Origin of the sequence: Nonomuraea deserti (assembly GCF_004348685.1) — a bacterium.
GTDB classification, from domain to species: Bacteria; Actinomycetota; Actinomycetes; order Streptosporangiales; family Streptosporangiaceae; genus Nonomuraea; species Nonomuraea deserti.
Genome location: NZ_SMKO01000053.1, coordinates 14,283 through 33,082, shown reverse-complemented (window position 1 = coordinate 33,082; position 18,800 = coordinate 14,283). Strand labels below are relative to the sequence as shown.

The 18,800-nt window shown below is 70.4% G+C and carries 22 protein-coding genes; 7 read left to right on the top strand and 15 right to left on the bottom strand.

Translation table 11 applies throughout. The features are described from left to right. The first annotated feature begins 7 nt into the window (after positions 1 to 7). On the top strand, positions 8 to 676 hold the full coding sequence (locus E1292_RS20805) for an HNH endonuclease family protein (protein WP_246090230.1): 669 nt from the start codon (positions 8 to 10) through the stop codon (positions 674 to 676). A 21-nt stretch (positions 677 to 697) separates the two neighbouring features. Next, complete coding sequence (locus E1292_RS20800; protein WP_132596898.1) at positions 698 to 1,252, top strand: endonuclease/exonuclease/phosphatase family protein; 555 nt, start codon at positions 698 to 700, stop codon at positions 1,250 to 1,252. Between the two features lie 6 nt (positions 1,253 to 1,258). Here E1292_RS20800 and E1292_RS20795 read toward each other — a convergent pair whose 3' ends face one another. Then, positions 1,259 to 2,146, bottom strand: a complete 888-nt coding sequence (locus E1292_RS20795) for an MBL fold metallo-hydrolase (RefSeq protein WP_132596918.1) — start codon at positions 2,144 to 2,146, stop codon at positions 1,259 to 1,261. Between the two features lie 155 nt (positions 2,147 to 2,301). Between E1292_RS20795 and E1292_RS20790 the strand changes: the two genes are divergently transcribed. Then, on the top strand, positions 2,302 to 2,730 hold the full coding sequence (locus tag E1292_RS20790) for a MarR family winged helix-turn-helix transcriptional regulator (RefSeq protein ID WP_132596897.1): 429 nt from the start codon (positions 2,302 to 2,304) through the stop codon (positions 2,728 to 2,730). A 119-nt stretch (positions 2,731 to 2,849) separates the two neighbouring features. On the opposite strand, the gene E1292_RS20785 is transcribed toward E1292_RS20790, so the two are convergent. Continuing rightward, entirely contained in the window at positions 2,850 to 3,059 is a 210-nt protein-coding gene (locus E1292_RS20785) for a hypothetical protein (RefSeq protein WP_132596896.1), read from the bottom strand. A gap of 29 nt (positions 3,060 to 3,088) precedes the next feature. Then, positions 3,089 to 4,261, bottom strand: coding sequence for an epoxide hydrolase family protein (locus E1292_RS20780; protein ID WP_132596895.1), 1,173 nt, complete (start codon positions 4,259 to 4,261; stop codon positions 3,089 to 3,091). Positions 4,262 to 4,364: 103 nt separating this feature from the next. Here E1292_RS20780 and E1292_RS20775 point away from each other — a divergent pair, with 103 nt between their 5' ends. Further along, on the top strand, positions 4,365 to 4,940 hold the full coding sequence (locus tag E1292_RS20775) for a CGNR zinc finger domain-containing protein (RefSeq protein WP_132596894.1): 576 nt from the start codon (positions 4,365 to 4,367) through the stop codon (positions 4,938 to 4,940). A 142-nt stretch (positions 4,941 to 5,082) separates the two neighbouring features. Here the strand turns inward: E1292_RS20775 and E1292_RS20770 are convergent, their stop codons facing one another. Together E1292_RS20770 and E1292_RS20765 are read right to left on the bottom strand one after the other, a co-directional pair. Continuing rightward, the gene (locus tag E1292_RS20770) at positions 5,083 to 6,000 is read right to left on the bottom strand and encodes an alpha/beta hydrolase family protein (RefSeq protein WP_132596893.1); all 918 of its coding nucleotides are present in this window, start codon (positions 5,998 to 6,000) and stop codon (positions 5,083 to 5,085) included. Between the two features lie 15 nt (positions 6,001 to 6,015). Continuing rightward, entirely contained in the window at positions 6,016 to 6,891 is an 876-nt protein-coding gene (locus tag E1292_RS20765) for an LLM class flavin-dependent oxidoreductase (RefSeq protein WP_132596892.1), read from the bottom strand. A 249-nt stretch (positions 6,892 to 7,140) separates the two neighbouring features. Here E1292_RS20765 and E1292_RS20760 point away from each other — a divergent pair, with 249 nt between their 5' ends. Continuing rightward, on the top strand, positions 7,141 to 7,743 hold the full coding sequence (locus E1292_RS20760; RefSeq protein ID WP_132596891.1) for a TetR/AcrR family transcriptional regulator: 603 nt from the start codon (positions 7,141 to 7,143) through the stop codon (positions 7,741 to 7,743). Between the two features lie 44 nt (positions 7,744 to 7,787). On the opposite strand, the gene E1292_RS20755 is transcribed toward E1292_RS20760, so the two are convergent. The 3 genes from E1292_RS20755 to E1292_RS20745 form a co-directional block, all read right to left on the bottom strand. Beyond that, complete coding sequence (locus E1292_RS20755; RefSeq protein ID WP_132596890.1) at positions 7,788 to 8,117, bottom strand: PepSY domain-containing protein; 330 nt, start codon at positions 8,115 to 8,117, stop codon at positions 7,788 to 7,790. Between the two features lie 98 nt (positions 8,118 to 8,215). Next, positions 8,216 to 9,454 (bottom strand): sensor histidine kinase, encoded by a 1,239-nt coding sequence (locus tag E1292_RS20750; RefSeq protein ID WP_132596889.1) that lies wholly within the window; start codon positions 9,452 to 9,454, stop codon positions 8,216 to 8,218. Further along, positions 9,451 to 10,131 carry a response regulator transcription factor gene (locus tag E1292_RS20745; protein WP_132596888.1) on the bottom strand — a complete coding sequence of 227 codons (681 nt, stop codon included), beginning with the start codon at positions 10,129 to 10,131 and terminating at the stop codon, positions 9,451 to 9,453. Before E1292_RS20745 ends, E1292_RS20750 begins: the two co-directional genes overlap by 4 nt. A gap of 94 nt (positions 10,132 to 10,225) precedes the next feature. On the opposite strand from E1292_RS20745, the gene E1292_RS20740 reads away from it, so the two are divergent. Then, complete coding sequence (locus tag E1292_RS20740; RefSeq protein ID WP_132596887.1) at positions 10,226 to 10,648, top strand: hypothetical protein; 423 nt, start codon at positions 10,226 to 10,228, stop codon at positions 10,646 to 10,648. A 9-nt stretch (positions 10,649 to 10,657) separates the two neighbouring features. Here the strand turns inward: E1292_RS20740 and E1292_RS20735 are convergent, their stop codons facing one another. From E1292_RS20735 to aceB, 7 genes are all read right to left on the bottom strand, one after another. Continuing rightward, positions 10,658 to 10,870 carry a DUF2277 domain-containing protein gene (locus tag E1292_RS20735; protein ID WP_132596886.1) on the bottom strand — a complete coding sequence of 71 codons (213 nt, stop codon included), beginning with the start codon at positions 10,868 to 10,870 and terminating at the stop codon, positions 10,658 to 10,660. Between the two features lie 3 nt (positions 10,871 to 10,873). Continuing rightward, on the bottom strand, positions 10,874 to 11,614 hold the full coding sequence (locus E1292_RS20730; RefSeq protein WP_181958266.1) for an IclR family transcriptional regulator: 741 nt from the start codon (positions 11,612 to 11,614) through the stop codon (positions 10,874 to 10,876). Positions 11,615 to 11,724: 110 nt separating this feature from the next. After that, positions 11,725 to 12,477: an IclR family transcriptional regulator gene (locus E1292_RS20725; RefSeq protein WP_132596885.1), complete on the bottom strand. Its 753-nt coding sequence runs from the start codon at positions 12,475 to 12,477 to the stop codon at positions 11,725 to 11,727. After that, on the bottom strand, positions 12,474 to 13,676 hold the full coding sequence (locus E1292_RS20720; RefSeq protein WP_132596884.1) for a (Fe-S)-binding protein: 1,203 nt from the start codon (positions 13,674 to 13,676) through the stop codon (positions 12,474 to 12,476). The genes E1292_RS20725 and E1292_RS20720 overlap by 4 nt, the downstream gene beginning before the upstream one ends. A gap of 1 nt (position 13,677) precedes the next feature. After that, the gene (locus E1292_RS54980) at positions 13,678 to 14,865 is read right to left on the bottom strand and encodes an FAD-binding oxidoreductase (RefSeq protein WP_132596883.1); all 1,188 of its coding nucleotides are present in this window, start codon (positions 14,863 to 14,865) and stop codon (positions 13,678 to 13,680) included. Beyond that, positions 14,865 to 16,301 carry an FAD-linked oxidase C-terminal domain-containing protein gene (locus tag E1292_RS20710; protein WP_132596882.1) on the bottom strand — a complete coding sequence of 479 codons (1,437 nt, stop codon included), beginning with the start codon at positions 16,299 to 16,301 and terminating at the stop codon, positions 14,865 to 14,867. The genes E1292_RS54980 and E1292_RS20710 overlap by 1 nt, the downstream gene beginning before the upstream one ends. Positions 16,302 to 16,337: 36 nt before the next feature. Then, positions 16,338 to 17,915, bottom strand: a complete 1,578-nt coding sequence (gene aceB / locus E1292_RS20705; RefSeq protein ID WP_132596881.1) for a malate synthase A — start codon at positions 17,913 to 17,915, stop codon at positions 16,338 to 16,340. Between the two features lie 164 nt (positions 17,916 to 18,079). Here aceB and E1292_RS20700 point away from each other — a divergent pair, with 164 nt between their 5' ends. Next, a complete protein-coding gene (locus E1292_RS20700; RefSeq protein WP_132596880.1) occupies positions 18,080 to 18,772 on the top strand; it encodes a DUF4097 family beta strand repeat-containing protein in 693 nt (230 codons plus the stop codon). Positions 18,773 to 18,800: the final 28 nt, after the last annotated feature.

Genomic DNA, 18,800 nt, shown 5'->3' with positions numbered 1-18,800 from the left:
GTGTGCGGTGCGGGTTCGGGGATTCGTGGCCGGTGTGGCCATGTCGGGGATGCTGGCCGGCTGCGGTGGCCTGACCGTGCAGTCGGCGGGCGGGAACGTGGAGCAGCCGGACTCCGCCTCGGTGTCGGAGGCACGCGACAAGCTGGCGGGGCTCGACGTCAAGGGCCGCGCCCCGAAGACCGGCTTCGACCGCGACGAGTTCGGCCCCGCCTGGTCCGACGTCGACCACAATGGCTGCGACACCCGTAACGACATCCTCAAACGCGACCTGGAGGGCGAGACCTTCAAGCCCGGCACCCACGACTGCGTCGTCCTGACGGGCACGCTCAACGACCCCTTCAGCGGCAAGACCATCGAGTTCGAGCGCGGCCAGGACACCAGCTCCAAGGTCCAGATCGATCACCTGGTGCCGCTGTCGGACGCCTGGCAGAAGGGCGCGCAGCAGTGGTCGGAGACCAAGCGCAAGGAGTTCGCCAACGACCCGCTCAACCTCCTGGCCGTCGACGGGCCGCTGAACGGGCAGAAGAGCGACTCCGACGCGGCCACCTGGCTGCCGCCGCGCAAGGCGTACCGGTGCGCCTACGTCAGCCGGCAGATCGACGTGAAGGCCAAGTACGACGCCTGGGTGACCAAGGCGGAGAAGCAGGCCATGGAGACCATCCTCGACGGCTGCTGACCCTGTACGCACAGTCATGGTGTGCGTAAGATCCGAAAGCGCGTGATCCGCAAGAGCGGCGCCAACATCGTCACCCTTCAGGAGATCCATCGCAAACCCGGCGCCGACCAGGTGCGGCAACTCGCCGACGCGCTCGGCTGGCACATCAACAGGAACGTCCACTTCGACGCCGGCGACAACCCCGGCAGGTGCGACAAACCGCAGTCCGGCAAGGCAGGCAACACGATCCTGTCCAAGTTCACGAACCACCCACCTGTCGCCCGGCCTGACACCGCCGTCGGTGGCGCGCCGCGAGGCCCAGGCCGGCAAGGTGCGCTCCTCCTTCGGCTCCAGGTCGGGATCATCCTCACCGGCGACTTCAACGCCAAGCCCGCGGACGCGCTCTCGAAGCGGTTCGGGAGCGCTGGGTGGGTCGACACAGGCGCCAAGTACGCCAACGGGCCGACGCTCGGCAACGCGCGCACTCGACTACATCCACACCAGAGGCGTCACCACGACGAGCGGCTCCCTGCTCTCCACCACGGCCTCCGACCACCGGCCGATCGTGATGAGGATGACCCGCTGAACCACGGGTGACCGGCGTCAGACGTCCAGGGGGCGCCAGGCGGGGCCGGCGCCGTCCCGGCGGACCTGCCCGAAGACCGCATCGGCGAAGTGGATGCCGAAGCCGATCGTGTCAGGCTCTTCCAACTCGGCAACGAGATGATGACGATGTTCGGCGGACTGGGCGCGGTCATGGTCGTAGAGGCAGGACCATTCGGGGTGGTCCACCTGGATCGGTGAATGCAGGGCATCGCCGAAGGCGATCAGCCGGGTTCCGCCCCCGGTGATGACGTACTGCGTGTGCCCGGCCGTGTGACCACCGGTGAACTGGACCCGCACGCCAGGGAAGACCTCCTGCCCGTCGGTCACCGTGCGCACGCGCGGCGCCAGTGCGGTGGCCTCCTCGGCGGTGATGCCCTGCGCGAACAGGTCGCGTTGGGCCCATTCTGGTTCGGCAACCACGTACGTGGCCTGGGTGAACACGGGCTGGTCGCCACCCGGGGCGGGATGCCAGGCCCAGCCGACGTGATCGATGTGCAGGTGGGTGAAGGCCACCGCCTCGATCTCTTCCGGCCTGCGGCCGAGTTCGGCCAGACTGTCCAGCAGCGCGCCACCGTGAACGGCGCCGTTCGGACTTTCCGGCTCGGCCGGCAGCGACACCGGACCCCACCCCGCATCGATCAGCAGCGCGCGGTCGCCGTTCTCCACCAGGAGACCACCGATACTCGCCACAAGATGGCCGGAGGCATCCAGGTACTGCGGGTGGGCGGCCCAGGTCTCATCGGTGGTGTCCGGCAGCCATCTGCGTGGCCTCCCCTGGATGGCTCCGTCCGGCACGAAGGACACCCTCGTGCCGCCCAGTCGTAGCGAGTGGATCCCCGCTGGCCGCCGCAGCCGATCGTCCTGGTCAACCGCAGAGTTCGCCATGGTCACGTCTCTTCTTCGGGGTCGGGTCGTCGCCGCGTCGTCGGCGACCAGACCACCATAAGAATCACGCTTGAAACGGTCAAGCTTTAACTATACTGGCTTGAAACGGTCAAGCTTCAAATATGTTGGCTTGATGGACTTGATAGGATGGGTGCATGACCACGTCTCCAGAACCGCAGGCCATCGCCGAGCGGGAGCTGTGCGGCCTGGTGAACGGACTGGCCCAGCAGATAGCCGTTCACGTACGCGAACGCGCGGTCACCTTGGGCCTCACCTCGGCCCAGGCGACCGCGCTGCGGGAGATGACCGGACCAATGACCATGCGAGAGCTTGCCGGACGCATGAGCTGCGAGCCCTCCAACGCCACCTTCATCGTCGACAAGCTCGAAAAGCAGGGCTTGATCGAGCGCCGCGCGCACTCCACCGACCGTCGCGCCAAGCAACTCGTCCTCACCCCGGAGGGCAACGCCCTCCGTGAACGGCTCCTCGAACTCCTCGTCCAGGACTCACCACTGGCCGGCCTCACCACGCAGCAGCAGCGCGCTCTTCAGAACCTGCTCGAACAAGCCCTCAGCCGTTCGTGACGATCGTGGGCCCGCTCGGTCGGAGTCCCGCCCGTATCGGTGGGCCCGCCGCGAAAGTGCGCGGGGGCCCGTGCGCTCACCCTGGCATCGTGCCGGCGTACGGCCGCGAGCCGGTCGAGTTACCCGTCGAGTTGGGCGAGGCCGTCGGGCAGCGGGTCGTCCTTGCCGGCGCGCCACACCTTCAGCTCCATGGCCTCCCGTTGCATCCGTCGTTCGCCGTCCGGACCCGGGTAGGGCCAGCGGATCAGTACGTCGAGGCGTTTGGTGCCGGCGGCGTATTCGCGGTCAAGGTGGCCGCCGCCGTTGACCAGGCGATGCAGGAAGGCCATTGGCGAGATTCCGGATCGCCGGGCCGCGTTCACCGATGAGCGGCCAGCACTGCCGCGAGGCCTTCTTGCAGGTCTTTGACGAAATATTCGGGAACCTCCAGCGACGGGAAATGTCCCCCGGTTTCGGGCGACCTCCATCGGACGATCTGTCGGTACCGCTCCTGCGCCCAGGGGCGCGGACACTTCTCGATGTCGCGGGGATACATACTGATTGCTGACGGGACGTCGACCCGAAGTTCGGGATCGAGCGAGTTGTGGCTCTCGTAGTAAATGCGGGCCGACGATGCGCCGGTCCGCGTCAGCCAATACAGGGTGACGTCGTCAAGAACGCTGTCTCGGGAAATCGTCTCGAACGGGCTGTCTTCGGTATCCGTCCACTCGGCGAACTTGTCAAGGATCCAGGCAAGAAGCCCGACCGGTGAGTCGACGAGCGAGTAGCCGATGGTCTGCGGTCGGGTCGCCTGCTGCTTCGCGTACGCCGCGTGGTGGCGCCAGAAATCGCGGGTTTCCTCGGTCCACTTGCGCTCGACCGCCGTCAGCCCGTCCGTTGTCAACCCGGGGGGCGCCTCCGCGAACGTTGTGTGGATGCCGAGAACGTGCGCCGGGAACCTGCCGCCGAGAACCGTGGTGATATTGCCTCCCCAGTCGCCGCCGTGGGCGACGAAAGTGTCGTAGCCGAGCCTTTCCATCAGTTCCACCCATGCAGCCGCGATCTTTTCGGTTCCCCACCCGGTGGTGGCCGGCTTGTCGCTGTAACCGAAGCCTGGTAGCGATGGAACCACGACGTGGAACGCCGGCGCGTCCGCATCTTTCGGATCTGCAAGTTCGTCCACGACATCAATGAACTCGGCGATGCTGCCCGGCCAGCCGTGCGTCAAGATCAGAGGAGTGGCGTCTGCGCGCGCGGATCGGCGGTGCAGGAAGTGGATTCCCAGATCGTCAATGGTCGTGCGGAACTGGCCGATACGGTTCAGGCGCTCTTCGAACGACCGCCAGTCGTACCCGGTGCGCCAGTAGTTCACGACCTCGACGAGGTCGGCGAGAGGAACGCCCTGTTCCCATCGGCGAGGGCCGGGCGCGTCGCGATGGAGCGTCTCAGCTTCCGGTAGCCGCGCCGCGGCCAGTCGCGCGCGCAGATCGTCGAGGTCAGCGTCAGTCGCGTGGGCTTCAAATGTTTGCACGTCGCTGGTCGGGCGGGGCATGAGGCCTCCTGGCCATCGCGGAACCGGCTGCGAGCTGGTGCGAACCGGCTAAGGCGGTTCTACCATGCCCTTCTGTCGGCGCGCAACCTGCTAAGGTGGTTCCATGCGCGCTGGGTTCCCGGACTTCCGCCTCGGCAACGTGCTGGCGACCAGCTTCACGGGGACTCTGTCGGAGCGTCATGGCAACGCCGTGGAGCGCATTCCCACGCCGCACCGACTCGTCGACTGGCTGGCAGCGAACGGCCTCGCCGTGGACTCCTGCACCACCGCCCAGCTCGACCTCGCCCGGGAGCTGAGGGAGTCGATTCACGCCGCCGCGACAGCGGCCGCGATCCAGGGCGCTCTCCCTGCGCCTGCTGTCCAGGTCATCAATGACTGCAGCGTTCAGGGTCGGGCCGCGGCCGTCCTGACGCCCGAGGGCAAGCGGCGATGGCGGCTCGGCTCGGCTTCCTGCGTGGAAGACGCCCTCAGCGTGATCGCCGCCGACGCGATCAGCATCATCGCCGGCGAACGAGACGGAAGATTGGCCTTGTGCGCGTCACCGACCTGCCGAGCCGCCTTCTTCGACACCAGCCAAAGTCGCACCCGCAAATGGTGTGACATGAACACGTGTGGCAATCGTCAGAAGAAAGCGCGCTTCACTGCCAACCACCGCAAAAACCCCAGATCAGCGGAGTGATCGTTACCTCGCTACATCGAAGTGAGCCCCACGCCTGCGACACACCCGTCGGGTTGGGTGCGCTTCAACAGCACCACGAAGAGCCATCCGTCGCCTTCGTGTGAGGGAGACGGCGCAGCGTTTCTGGCCTGGCGAGGCCGGCCTACTTGCTGCGCAGGGTCCCCAGCGCGCCGAGGTCCTCCTCCAGCGCCGTGTTCCAGCCGGCGTCCTCGGAGCAGAGGACGCTGCGCAGGTAGGCGGTGGTGAGCCGCTGGATCAGGGCGACGCGGGCGGGGTGCTCGTCGGTCGTCTCGGCGGACTCGTACCCGGCGACGCCCCCGAGCGAATGCTCGGCCCCGGACAGCGTGAGCAGGCTCTTGCTCCCGGGACTGTGGATGTAGGGGTCGGTGAACCAGTCGGGGCCGCGGGTGGACAGCGCGGACTGGTCCTTGTCTCCCGCGACGATGAGCGAGGGCGTGGTCATGTCGCCGAAGTACGGCCTCATGAAGGGGAAGTGCTCGGCCGCGAACGGGGTCAGGTCGTCGCCGAGGCCCGTAAGGGCGAGCAGGACGCCGGCCTTGACGCGCGGGTCGGACATGTCCGCCCCGGGAACGCCGTCGAACCCGAGGACGCGCGCGCCGAGCAGCGTGCTCGCGCTCTGCGCTCCCCAGGAGTGGCCCGACACGGCGACGCGGTCGCGGTCGAGGCGCCCGCCGAGTCCCGGTACGGCGGCTTCCAGGAGGTCGAGCCCGTCGAGGGCGCGCTTGAGGTCCTCGATGCGGATGCGCCAGATCTGCGGTGTACGGGGGTCTTCGGGCGGGAGGCCGAGCGTCCGGGAGTCGAGGTGGGTGGGCCGCAGGACCACGAACCCGTGAGCGGCCCAGTGGTCCGCCAGCGGGGCGTAGCCGTGCATCGACTGGCCGAAGCCGTGCGAGAACACGATGACAGGCAGGCCGGTGCCGGTCACCGGGGCGGACACGTGGATCTGGAGGTCCTCGCCGCGGCCCGGGGCGGGCAGGACGACCGGCTGCACCGAGACGACCGGAGTGGGGGAGCCGGCTGCGAGGTCTGTTTCCGTCATGAGAACGAACACTCTCTAGCGATTCTTGGTGACGAGCTCGTCGGTGACCCACCGCGCGACGTTGTCGGGGTAGGGCGCCGGCAGCCCGAGGACGATGTGGGTGAAGCCGGCGTCGAGTGCTTCGCCGATCGCGTCGCGGGTGATGTCGGGCTGGTCGTAGGAGACGGGCAGGTGGATGGAGCGGGCGATGGTGGCGGGGTCGCGGCCGATCTCCGTGCAGTAGCGGTCGAGCAGCGCGCTGCGGCTGACGACGTCGGCGATGTCGCCGCCGGGGATGTTCCACAGGTCGGCGTGCTGGGCGACCACCCGCAGCGTCGCGGAGGAGCGGCCGCCGATGAGGATCGGCGGGTGGGGGCGCTGGACGGGTTTGGGGTTGCCGTACGCTCCGGTGACCTGGACGTAGGTGCCGTGAAAGTCGAACGGCTCCGTCTCGGTCCACACCCGCCGGATCACCGTGCACGCTTCCGCGAGGCTGCCCAGGGCGTGGGCGGTGTCGTGGAAGGGCAGGCCGTGGGCTTCGTACTCGCGCCGGGCCAGGGGCCAGCCGGGTCGTGAGCCGACGCCGATGCCGAAGTCGAGCCGTCCGCCGGAGATGACGTCGACGGTCGTGGCGATCTTGGCCAGGAGCGCGGGCGGCCGGATGCGGTTGCTGGTCACCATCACGCCGAGCCGCAGCCGCCGGGTCTGCGCGGCGAGGGCGGACAGCAGGGTCCAGCCCTCGTGGATCGGCCCGTCGGGGTCGCCGAAGATGGGCAGGAGGTGGTCGAACAACCATGCGTGCTCGATCTCCGGGATGGTGTCCGCCTCGCGCCAGACCCGCAGGACGTCGTGGTAGCCGACCTGTGAGGGGGCGGTCATGATCCCGAAGCGGGGCCGGGTGGTGTGCGGCATGGAGGCACTGCTCCTTTCGCGGGCGGCCGCGCTGACAGAGGGCCGCCCGAGGAGTGAACGGAACGTGTTTTCGGTGCGTGCTGGAGCCGTCGGTCGCGGCCGGCCCGATGCACGCACGCCAGCCGCCCCTCATGGGGGCGCTGGGGCAGTGCGCGGCTTGGCCGTCCGGCCGGCGCTCTGGCATCATGGGATAAACGGAATCTGGTTCCAGCTACGATAGGGATCGACGTTCCGTTTTGCAAGTCCGGCATGGAGGGAAACAGCGCGGTGAACGACGGAGGCGCGGGGCGTGTGGCACCTCGCAAGCGGGCCGATGCCCGGCGCAACGAGAGGACGCTGCTCGACGCCGCCGCGGCCGTCTTCGTGACCTCGGGCGTCGAAGCGCCGGTGCGCGACATCGCGGCCAGGGCCGGAGTCGGGGTGGCCACGATCTACCGCCACTTCCCGACCCGGGCCGATCTCATCATCGCCGTCTACCGGCACCAGGTCGAGGCCTGCGCCGAGGCCGGTCCCGCCCTGCTGGAGAGCGCCGCGAATCCCTACGACGCGCTGAGGCGATGGATCGACCAGTTCGTCGACTTCCTGGTCACCAAACACGGGCTCGCCGCCGTGCTGCAGTCCGACAACGCCGGCTTCGACGCGCTGCACACGTACTTTCTGGACCGTCTTGTGCCCGTCTGCACCCACCTGCTCGACGCGGCGGCCGCCGCCGGTGAGATCCGTACGGACGTCAACGCCCTCGAGCTCATGCGCGGCGTCGGCAACCTCTGCATCGGCGCCGACAACGATCCCCGCTACGACGCGCGGCGGATGGTCGCCCTCCTCATCGCAGGACTCCGCCCACAACCATGAAACGCCGGGCCACAGTGGCCCGGCGTTTCCTCACGGAATGCGGATCAGTCGTCGTTGTCGTCGTCGTCCTCGTCCGCCTGCTCCGTCTCGTTCTTGGTGACCTTGCCCGTGGCGGCGTCGATCTTCAGCTCGTGCCGCTGTGATCCCTTCGTCAGCTCGATCTCCCACACGTCCGCCCGCGTGCCCTGGGAGTCGAAGTCGAGCTCGCTGACCCAGGTGCCCGCCACCTGCTTGTGCGCGATCTCGATGGCCTGCTCCGCCGTGACCTTCGGGGCGGGCGCGGCGGCGGTGGTGGCGGCGAGAGCCGCGCCACCGCCCGCGACGAGCGTGACGACCCCGGCGCCGGCAACGATGAACTTCTTCGTGATTCGCATGACTCCACGCAACCGCGATCGCCGCTAATCGCGCGCTAAGCCGTGGTTAAGACCGGGCTGGAGCCGAGCCGGCGGCAAGGGTCTCCCGTGCGCGACGGTCAGGCGGAGGCCAGGACGACCTCCACGCGCGCGCCGCCCGCGGCGGCCGTGGAGACGGTCAGGCCGCCGCCCGACGACTCGGCGGTGCGGCGGGCGATGTCGAGGCCGAGCCCGGTCGAGCCGCCCCCGCTGGTGCCGCGCTCCAGCAGCGCCGGGTCGAAGCCGGGGCCGGAGTCCTCGACCACCAGCAGGGCCCCGGAGTCGCGCGGCCCGAGGCGCACCGCCATGGGAACCCCTTCGGGGGTGTGCGCGAAGACGTTGCCGAGCAGCGCGTCCACGCAGGCGGCGAGCTCCTCGGCGCCGACCGCCACCGGCAGCGGGGCGTCGGGCAGCGAGAGCGACACGTCCCGTCCCTGGTCCTCGGCCAGCACCGACCAGAACCGCACCCGCTCCCGCACCACCGCCGCCGCGTCGCACGCGTCCCGGCCCGCCGAGCGCCGCCGCGCGTCCGTGATGACCGCGCTCACCGCGCGCTGGAGCGCGTCGACCCGGCTCTGCACGCGCGCCCTCTCCTCCGGGTCACGCAGCGACTCCGCGTCCAGCCTGAGGCCTGTCAGAGGGGTACGCAGCCGGTGCGAGAGGTCCGCCACCGACTCCCGCTCCGCCGCGAGCAGGTCGTCGATCCGCCTCGCGAGATGGTTGAGCGCCAGCGCCACGGAGCGCACCTCGGGGGGACCGCCGAGTTCGGCCCTGGCGGACAGGTCGCCGCCGGCCAGCCGGTGCGAGACCCCGGCGAGCCCGTCCACGGGCCGCGTCACGGCCAGCGCCAGCCGGTCGGCCAGCACGATGCCCAGCACGACCAGGGCGAGCCCGAGCACGAGCAGCGCCAGCCACGCCTCCCGCACCCCCTTGGCCAGCTCGGCGTCCGGCACGAACACCCTGATCACGGCCGTGCCCTCCAGCGTCTGCGCCGAGACCAGCACCTCCCTGCCCCCGGGGGCCGCGGCGGTGACGCTGCGTCCGGTCGAGGCCAGGCGTACGGCGTCGGAGCGGGGAGCGGGCCCGCCCACCGTGCCGCCGCCGGGCAGGAACACGGTCACGGGACGCCCCGCCTGCTGCACGGCCAGCGTCAGGTCGGGCGTGCCCACGGCCACCGCCACGAACTCGGCCGCGGCGGTGGCCCTGCTCATGGCGCCGTTCTCGGCCACGGCGCGGATCAGCAACGCCATCGGCACCAGCAGCGCGATCAGCACGAGAGACGTGGTCGCGGCGACCAGCAGCGCGAGCCACCGCCTCATGACGGCTCGACCAGCTTGACGCCGACGCCGCGGACCGTGTGCAGGTAGCAGGGCTCGGACGCCGTCTCGCCGAGCTTCCTGCGCAGCCACGACAGGTGCACGTCCACCGTCTTGTCGGCCCCGCCGTAGGGGAGTTGCCACACCTCCGTCAGCAGTTCCCGCTTGGTGACCACCTCGCCCGGCCGCGCGGCGAGATAGTGCAGGACGTCGAACTCGCGCGGCGTCAGGTCGAGCGCCGCCCCGTCCAGCGTGGCCGTCCGCGCCCGGGGATCCACCCGCAGGGCTCCCACCGCCAGCGGCTCCGGCGCGGAGTCGCCGCCCGATCGCCGCAGCACGGCCCTGACCCGGGCGTCGAGCTGCGCCGCGCTGTACGGCTTGACCACGTAGTCGTCGGCGCCCGCGTCCAGCACCGGCACCATCTCCGCGTCACCGTCGCGGGCCGTCGCGACGATGACCGGCACCCGGCTGACCGCCCGCAACATGCGCAGCAGCTCCACCCCGTCGAGATCGGGCAGCCCCAGGTCGAGGACGATCAGGTCGGGACGGTCCTGTACGGCCAGCCGCAGCCCGTCCAGCGCCGTCGGCGAGGAGGAGACGGCGTGGCCGAGCTCGCGCAACCCGCGGCTGAGCGCCGTGCGGATCGCCACGTCGTCCTCGATGAGCAGGATGTCAGCCATGTACATGAACGTAGACGCTCGATGGCGATGCCTTGGGCCGCCTTAGGGTCGCCTTAACCTGGTCTTAGCCGTAGAGGGGGGAGGCTGGGAGCCGATGAAGAGACTCGTCCTGGCCTGGGCCGCCACCGCCGTCGCCGCGACCGGCGCGGGCGTGGCGGTGCTCGGCCTGCTCGGCAACGGCCTCACCGGCGCCTCCAGCCACGTGCTCACCGGGCCGGAGGTGCGCGCGGCCCTGGCCACGGCGACCGCGCGCGCGGTCGCGACGCCGACCGGCTCGCCCGCCAGGCCCCGGCAGGAGAAGCTGATCCGCAGCCCGGGCGGGACCGTGATCGCCTCGTGCGACGGCGACCGGGTGACGCTGCGCTCGTGGAGCCCCGCCCAGGGTTATGCGGCGGACGGCGTCGAGCCGGGGCCCGCGCGGGTGACCAAGGTCGAGTTCGAGCCTGAAGAGGGCGAGGAGATCGAGCTCACGATCACCTGCTCGGGCGGCCGGCCCGTGGCCCGCACCTCGTCGTAGCCGGGCCGGTCAGCGGCTCCCGCGAACCTGCAACGCCCCCAGCAGCTCCTCGGACGCCCGGGTGATGGTCTCGACGGCCCGGTCGAACGCCTCCGCGTTGTGCGCGGCGGGTGCCCGGAAGCCGGAGATCTTCCTGACGTACTGCAGCGCCGCCGCGCGTACGTCCTCTTCGGTCACGCTCTCGGTGTACGGGGGACGGAGGGTCTTGATGCTTCTGCACATGCCTTAACGGTAATAGCCCATGCGCTGGCTTATCTCCCGCGCGCCCTCGACCAGCAGCTCGCCCACCTCGGGCAGCCGGGCCGGCGTCAGCCGGTAGGAGGGTGCGGAGACGCTGACGGCGGCCACGACGGAGCCGTCGTTGCCTCTGATCGGCGCGGCGACCGCGTTGAGCCCGACCTCGAGCTCCTCCACGGCCGCGGCCCAGCCGCGCTCCCTGATGGCGTCGAGCTCCAGCTCCTCCTTGGAGGTGATCGTCCTGGGGGTGTAGTGGTCGAGCTCGTCGGGCATGCGCAGGGCGCCGAAGGCCAGCAGCACCTTGCCGCTGGAACTGGCGTGCGCGGGGGTGCTCTTCCCGACCCAGTTGTGCCCGCTGATCGCGGCGGGGCCGCGGATCTGGGTGAGGTTGACCGCGTCGCCGTCCTGTGGGACCGCGATGTTGACGGTCTCGCCGATCTCCTCGGCCAGGCGCAGGCACACGTCTCTGCCCTCACGCGACAGGTCGAGCTGGGCCGTGGCGGCGCCGGCCAGCCGCACCACGCCGAATCCGAGCTGGTAGCGGCCGCGGTCGCTGCTCTGCTCCACCAGTCCGCCCTGCTCGAGAGCGGCGAGTAACCGGAACGCCGTGGACTTGTGCACGTCGAGCTCCGTCGCGAGGTCCGTCACTCGGGTCGAACCCTCACGGGCGAGGATTTCCAGGATGGCGATGGCCCGATCTACTGATTGCACGGTCGCGGTGTTGCTCATACCGCAACAGCATACTTCGCCGCACGGAGCTTCTCACGGGGATCTTCGCGGCCGGTGAGAGGGATCCGCCGCGTTCCCGCACGTCAGGGGGCCAGAAACTGGTTGACTACTCAACTTCCGCCGGCGACCGGGCTGAGCTCGTTTCCGAAGTCCAGCGCGATCTTACGCATGCCCTCCGCCAGCTCGTCGCGGTCGAGCCCGTCGATGCGTTCCGCGGGGCCCGACACCGACATCGCGGCCACCACCCGGTCGCCGTCCCAGACGGGCACGGCCAGGCAGTGCACGCCCAGCTCCTCCTCGCCCAGGTCCATGGCGTAGCCGCACGACCTGACCCGTTCGAGCTCGGCGAGCATGGCGGTCAGATCGGTGATGGTGTTGGGGGTGCGCCGCGGCATGCCGGTGCGCTCGAACACGGCGACCGCCTCGGAAGCCGGCCGCCCCGCCAGCAGCACCTTGCCCACCGCCGTGCTGTGCGGCAGCACCCGCCTGCCGACCTCGGCGAACATCCGCAGCCTGCGCGGCGAGGGCGCCTGGGCCACGTAGACGATGAAGTCGCCTTCGAGCACGGCCAGGTTGGCGGTCTCGCCGGACAGCTCGACCATCTTGGCGAGGTACGGCTGCGCCCACACAGCGACCATGCTCTCCGCGATGCCGCCCAGACGCACGAGCCCGCCGCCGAGGGCGTACCGGCGGTCGGATTCCTGGCGTACGTAGCCGCGGGCGAGCAGCGTCTGCAGCAGCCGGTGGATGGTCCCGTACGGCAGGCCCGTCCTGGCGGCGATCTCCGACAGGCCCGCCTCGCCCCCGTGCTCGGCCAGCGCCTCCAGCACGTCGAGCGCCCGCTCGACCGACTGGACGCTCATAGGCGCACACCGCGGAGCGAGGCGTCGAGCACCTCGGCCGTGTGCGCCACCCTGATGTCCTCGCCGGCGCGCCGCATGGCGGCGGCGATCTGCATGGTGCAGCCGGGGTTGGCGGAGACCAGCAGGCCGGCGCCGGTCGTGCCGACCGCGCGGGCCTTCCTGTCGCCGAGGTCCTGGGCGGCCTGCGGCTGCAGGATGTTGTACGTGCCCGCGGACCCGCAGCAGACGGCCGACTCGGGGATCTCGCGCAGCTCCAGGTCGGGGATGCCGCGCAGCAGCTCGCGCGGCTGGTCGCGGATGCCCTGGGCGTGGGCCAGGTGGCAGGCGTCGTGGTAGGCGACGGTGAGCGGCAGGGGGTGCCGCTTGGCCACGGGGCCCAGCTCGGCGAGATATTCGGACAGGTCGGCGACCTTGAACCGGGGCTCGCGGCCGAGCAGCTCGGCGTACTCCTTCATGGAGGAGCCGCATCCGGCCGCGTTCACCACGACGGTGTCGACGCCCGCCTTCTCGAACATCCTGACCGTGCGGCGGGCGAGCCTCCTGGCCTGCTCGGCGCGCCCGGAGTGCACGCTGAGCGCGCCGCAGCAGCCCTGGCCCCGCGGGATGACCACGTCGCAGCCCTCCAGCGCGAGCACCCGCGCGGTGGCCGCGTTGACCTGGGGGAAGAACTCCCCCTGTACGCAGCCGGTGAGCATGCCGACCACGGCCCTGCGCTCACCTCTAGCCCTGACGACGCGCGGCATACGCTGGCGGTGCTCCACCCGCGGCGCCAGCCCTGCCATGGAGCCGAGGCCGGGGTGCACCCGGGCCAGGAACGGCGCCATCCGCCCGGCCAGCCACATCGTCGGGCGCAGCAGCCGCAGCCTGCGCGGGTAGGGGAAGAGGCTGAACACGATCCCGCGCACGGCCCGGTCCTCCGGCTCGCGCACGTGCTCCCGCTCGACCACGACCCTGGTCTGCTCGATCAGCCGGTCGTACTGGACTCCGGACGGGCACGCCGTGACGCACGCCATGCACCCCAGGCAGGCGTCGAAGTGCCCGGCCATCTCCGGGGTGATGGGCGTGCCCTCGACGTGCTGCTTCATCAGGTGGATACGGCCGCGCGGCGAGTCCATCTCCTCGCCCCACAACGCGTACGTCGGGCACGTCGGCAGGCAGAACCCGCAGTGCACGCAGTCGTTGATCAGCTCAGGATCCACGCTAGATCCCTCCCACGAACCGGCCGGGGGACATCCTGCGCCCGGGATCGAACCGTTCCTTCACCCGCCGCATCAGCGGCAACGTGCTCACATGCCCCCACCTGTCGACGCCCTCGTACGGCGAGGCGGGAACGGTCACCCGTCCGCCCAGCGCCTCGATCCGCGCCCTGAGCCGGTCGACGACGGCCGTCAGCTCCTCCTCGGAGACGTCGTCCCAGAGCTCCAGGTAGGCCTGTCCCGTGACCGGCGAGCCGCGGAACGAGAACCTGGTCTCGCCCACCGCCGCCAGCGTCTCGACCGTGCGCGCGGGCGGGAAGCGCACCTCCAGCAGCACGTCGTCCATGAGGATCAGCCCCCACCAGTCCGGCGGCTCGGCCGTGATCGTGCCGTCGCCGAGCACGTCGCGCAGGGCGGGCGCCCGCTGCCCGGCAGCCGACCCCTCCACCAGCACCGCGATGGTCGCGTTCCGGCCGTCGGGGCAGTCGATCTCCACGGCGGAGGGCTCGGCCTGGGAGGCGGCCAGACGCCGCAGCGGCTCGCCGGCGAGGTCGGCGACCTTCGTGCGGGTCACGATCCAGCGCCGCTCCGGGGGCAGCGGGTGCAGGCGGAAGGTCGCCTCGGCGATCACGCCGAGCGTGCCGCGGGAACCGGTGAAGAGCTTGCCGAGGTCGTAGCCGGCGACGTTCTTGACGACTTTGCCGCCCGACTTCGCGACGGTGCCGTCGGCCAGCACGACGGTGATGCCGATGAGCAGGTCGCGGGCGGTGCCGTAGCGGAAGGCGCGCGGGCCCGCGGTCGCGGTGGCGAGCGTGCCGCCGACCGTCGTGTGCTCCGCGAACGGCGGGTCGAGCGCCAGCTCCTGCCCCTTGCCCGCGAGCGTGGCGGCCAATGCGTCCATGGTGACGCCTGCCTGCGTCCGCACCACGAGGTCGCCCGCCGCGTGCTCGATGATCTCGTTCATGCAGCACATGTCGAGCAGCACGTCGCACCGCTCGGGCGGGTGGCCCCAGTGCAGCTTGGTGCCGCCGCCCGCGGGCACCACCGCGAGGTCCTGCTCCTCGCAGGCCCGCAGCACCGCCGAGATCTCCTCCACCGTCTCGGGCAGGGCCACCCAGCGCGGCACCACGCCGCTCACGGAGTCCTTCTCGCCGGCCCGCCTGACCGTCACGCCGGTCGCCGCCAGGGTCATCAGAACTGCTCCGCCTTCCCCGACTCGACCAGCGGGTGCACGCCCTTGCGCACGCCCGGCACCTCGCCGCACAACCGCGGCGTGGGGAACACCTTGCCCGGGTTGGCCAGGCCCCGGGGGTCGAACGCGCACCGGACGAGCTGCATGGTGTCCAGGTCGTCCTCGCTGAACATCCTCGGCATGTAACGTGACTTGTCGACCCCGACCCCGTGCTCGCCCGTGATCGAGCCGCCGTGCTCGATGCACAGGTCGAGGATCGCGCCGGAGACCACCTCGGCCCGCTCGCCCGCGCCCGGCTCCGCGTCGTCGAACAGCACCAGCGGGTGCAGGTTGCCGTCGCCCGCGTGGAAGACGTTGGCCACCTTGATCCGGTGCTCGGCCGAGAGCCGGTCGATGGCGGCCAGCACGCCGGGCAGCGACGTGCGCGGCACCACGCCGTCCTGGACGATGTAGGCCGGGCTGATGCGCCCCACGGCCGCGAACGCCGACTTGCGGCCCTTCCAGATCGCCGCCCGCTCGGCGGGATCGGCCGCCACGCGCAACTCGAACGCGCCCGAGCAGATCTCCCTGAGCTGGGCGAACTGCCGCTCCACCTCCGCGGCGGGCCCGTCGAGCTCCACGATGAGCACGGCGCCGGCGCCCTCGGGATAGGCGCAGGCCACCGCCGCCTCGGCCGCCTCGATGGCCAGCGCGTCCATCATCTCGATCGCGGCCGGCACGATGCCCGCACCGATGATCGCCGAGACGGCCTCGCCGCCCTGCTCGATGCTCCCGAACGCGGCCAGCACCGTGGTCACCGACTCGGGCGCGCGGCAGAGGCGTACCGTGATCTTGGTGGCGATGCCGAGCGTGCCCTCCGAGCCGACGAACGCCCCCAGCAGGTCATAACCGGGGTCCATGCGGTCGAGCGTCACCAGGTCGCCGTCGGGGGTGACGATCTCGCAGGCCTCGACGTGGTTGACGGTGAAGCCGTACTTCAGGCAGTGGGCGCCGCCGGAGTTCTCCGCGACGTTGCCGCCGATCGAGCAGATCTGCTGGCTGGAGGGGTCGGGGGCGTAATAGTGGCCCCGGTCGCGCACGGCCTCGGTGATGGCCAGGTTGGTGACGCCCGGCTCGACCACCGCCCTGCGGTTGTCCAGGTCGACCTCCAGGATCGCGCGCATCTTCGAGGTGACGATGAGCACGCCGTCCTCGCGGGGGAGCGCGCCTCCTGACAGGCCGGTGCCCGAGCCCCTGGCCACGAAGGGCACGCCGAAGTCGTTGCACAGGCGCACCACACGGGCGACCTGCTCGGCCGTGGCGGGCAGCACGACCACGCCGGGGGTCGCCCGGTGGTAGGTCAGGCCGTCGCACTCGTACGTGCGCAGGCGTACGGGATCGGTGATCACCGAGTCGTGGGGCAGCAGCGACCGCAAAGCCGCTATCAGCGTTTCCATCACCGATCCCCCTTTTCCTGTAGGTATCTGCCTTTCCTATGGCATTTGAGCATATGCCGGAAGAGTCAGGAACTCCGCGAAATCGTCATCCAGCGCGACCTCCTTGAACAGCGCGGTGGCCTGGGCGTACAGGCCCTCGTCGTAGCCCGGCTCCTGCGCGATCTTGGCCAGCTCTTCCGCGATGATCTGCTCGACCAGCTCCTTCGTCACCCGCGCGCCCGTGTCGGCGAGCTCGATGTCGTTGTGGATCCACTGCCAGATCTGCGAGCGGGAGATCTCCGCCGTGGCGGCGTCCTCCATGAGGTTGTGGATCGCCACCGCGCCCAGCCCGCCCATCCAGGCGGCGAGGTAGCGCAGCGCCACGTCCACGTTGTTGCGCAGCCCCGCCTCCGTGATCTCGCCGGGCGTCTCCGAGACCGCCAGCAGGTCGGCGGCGGACACGCTGACGTCCTCGCGCAGCCTGTCGAGCTGGTTGGGCCGCGACCCCAGCACGCCGTCGAACACCTCGCGGCAGACCGGCACCAGGTCGGGGTGCGCCACCCACGACCCGTCGAACCCGTCGCCGGACTCGCGCGTCTTGTCGGCCCGCACCTTCTCCAGCGCCACCGCGTTCACCTCGGGGTCACGCCGCGAGGGGATGAACGCCGCCATCCCGCCGACGGCGTGCGCGCCGCGCTTGTGACACGTGCGCACCAGCAGTTCGGTGTACGCGCGCATGAACGGCGCGGTCATCGTCACCGCGTTCCGCTCGGGCAGCAGGAACTCCCTGCCCCTGGTGCGGAACTTCTTGATCACGCTGAACAGGTAGTCCCAGCGGCCGGCGTTGAGCCCCGCGGAGTGGTCGCGCAGCTCGTAGAGGATCTCCTCCATCTCGAACGCCGCCGGGTAGGTCTCGATGAGCACGGTCGCCCTGATCGTGCCGTGCGGGATGCCGAGCAGTTCCTGCGCCCGGGTGAAGACGTCGTTCCAGAGCCGCGCCTCCAGGTGCGACTCGATCTTGGGCAGGTAGAAGTACGGGCCCTTGCCCTTGTCGAGCTGCCGCTGGGCGCAGTGGAAGAAGTAGAGGCCGAAGTCGAACAGCGCCGCCGCGACCGGACGCCCGTCGACCTGGGCGTGCTTCTCGCCCAGGTGCCATCCGCGAGGCCGCACCACGACCGTGGCCAGCTCGTCGTCGGGGCGCAGCGCGTACGTCTTGCCGCCGGACTCGAAGTCGATCGTGCGGTCGAGCGCGTCGCGCAGGTTGATGTGGCCGCTCACGCAGTTCTCCCAGAGCGGCGAGTTGGCGTCCTCGAAGTCGGCCAGCCAGACCTTGGCGCCGGAGTTGAGCGCGTTGATGGTCATCTTCTTGTCGACGGGGCCGGTGATCTCGACGCGGCGGTCCTCAAGGCCGGGCGCAGGGGAGGCGACCTGCCAGTCGCCCTCCCTGATCTCCTTCGTCTCCGGCAGGAAGTCGAGCATGGCGCCGGCCGACAGCTCCGCCTGCCGCGTCCGGCGGGCCTCCAGCAGCTCCAGCCGCCTGGCGTCGAACTCGCGCTGGAGAGTCGCCACGAACGCCTGCGCCTCCGGCGTGAGGATCTCGTCGAACCGGTCGAGCATCGGGCCGGTGATCTCCATGGGACCTCTTTCTGCACTTTTTCGCGATGTGGAAAACGACTTCTGGATTATGGAATCGACGCTACCCTTACGGTCCTTGCCCGGTCAAAGACGGGGTTCCTCCGGGGGATCGTCCGGGGCATCCCCGATGTGGGCGGGCGCCGCGCCGCGAAAGGATGCGGGGCATGAGAACGATGGCGATCGCGGGCGGGCTGCTGGCCTCCGCATTGGCGCTGACCGGGTGCGGGCTCGCGAACATCGGGGGCCCCACCGAGCAGGACACCGCGTCCTACCAGGTGACGGAGAAGGTCACCAAGCTGCGGCTGGAGAGCGGTGCGGGCGACGCCGTGATCACGGAGACCGACGGCGCCGCCGTCCGCGTCACCGAGACGCTCCGCTGGCGCGGCGACGACAAGCCCGCCCCCGAGCACAAGGTCGAGGGGGAGGCGCTGTTCCTCACCTACGACTGCCCGTCGAACTTCGGCAGCTGCAGCGTCGACTACAAGATCGAGGTCCCCAAAGGGCTGGCCGTCGACCTCGATGCCGGCTCGGGCAACATCACGCTCAGGGACCTGACCGGGATGATCGACGTGAAGCTCGGCTCGGGCGACGTCGACGCCGCCGGCCTCGGTGGCAAGAAGGTGTACGCCGAGGCGGGGTCGGGGAACATCGAGCTGAAGTACCGCAGCGCCCCGGACGACGCGCGGCTGAAGACCGGCTCGGGCGACACGAGGCTCGTCGTGCCGGCGGGCAAGTACGCGGTGACGACCGACGTGGGATCCGGCGACGAGAACATCAAGGTCGACAACGACGGTTCCGCGCCGCACAAGATCTCGGTGACGGCGGGTTCGGGCAACGTCGACGTGGAACCGGGATAACCAGGTGATTGCGCCAGGGATGTCATGC